Below are 670 nucleotides of genomic sequence, written 5' to 3'. Positions count from 1 at the left end.
TCTTCAAAGAGCGTTTAGAGAAAATCCACAAAACCGAAAACAGCGTTTTTATCCATATAAGAAGAGGTGATTACTGCAAACTCTCATGGTGCTTAGAAATAGAGTATTATCAAAAAGCAGTGCGCTATATACAAGAGCGTGTAAAGAATCCGACATTTTTTGTCTTTGGTGCTACGGATAGTGACTTTATCCAAAAGCTAGATTTGGGTGTGAGTTTTGAGAATCTCGGAGAATCACACATCACAGCAGATAATCAACATCACGATATGTTTCTTATGAGTGCGTGTAAATATGGCATTATCGCAAATAGCACTTATAGCTGGTGGGCTGCTTATCTAGGCAGACAAAAGGATATTGTGATTGCACCAAGTGGTTGGATACCGGTTGAGGGAAGCAGTCAAATCATTCCCAAAGAATGGATAAAAATAGAAACTGTCAAAAAGCTACATAATTACCCCATCCCGAATCTAAAAAATAATCCACATAAGAAACCCTCTTACTCTCCTAAGAGATTTCTTAAGAATCTTCGCTATCTCGCACGATATGATATAAAAGAAAGTGTATCACAATTAATGCAATATCAATTCTCACCCCAAATAGCAGAAAATTTTGCGGCAATGTTGCGTGATGAAATCAAAAATGATTGGGATATTATCACTCCGCCAAAGAT

General features: G+C 37.2%; 1 protein-coding gene. It reads left to right on the top strand.

The features are described from left to right. On the top strand, window positions 1-670 hold a 670-nt coding region (locus CQA44_RS12225; RefSeq protein WP_147289817.1), incomplete at both ends, for an alpha-1,2-fucosyltransferase.

The organism is Helicobacter sp. MIT 14-3879 (assembly GCF_003364125.1).
This window is presented reverse-complemented; position numbering and strand designations above follow the sequence as displayed.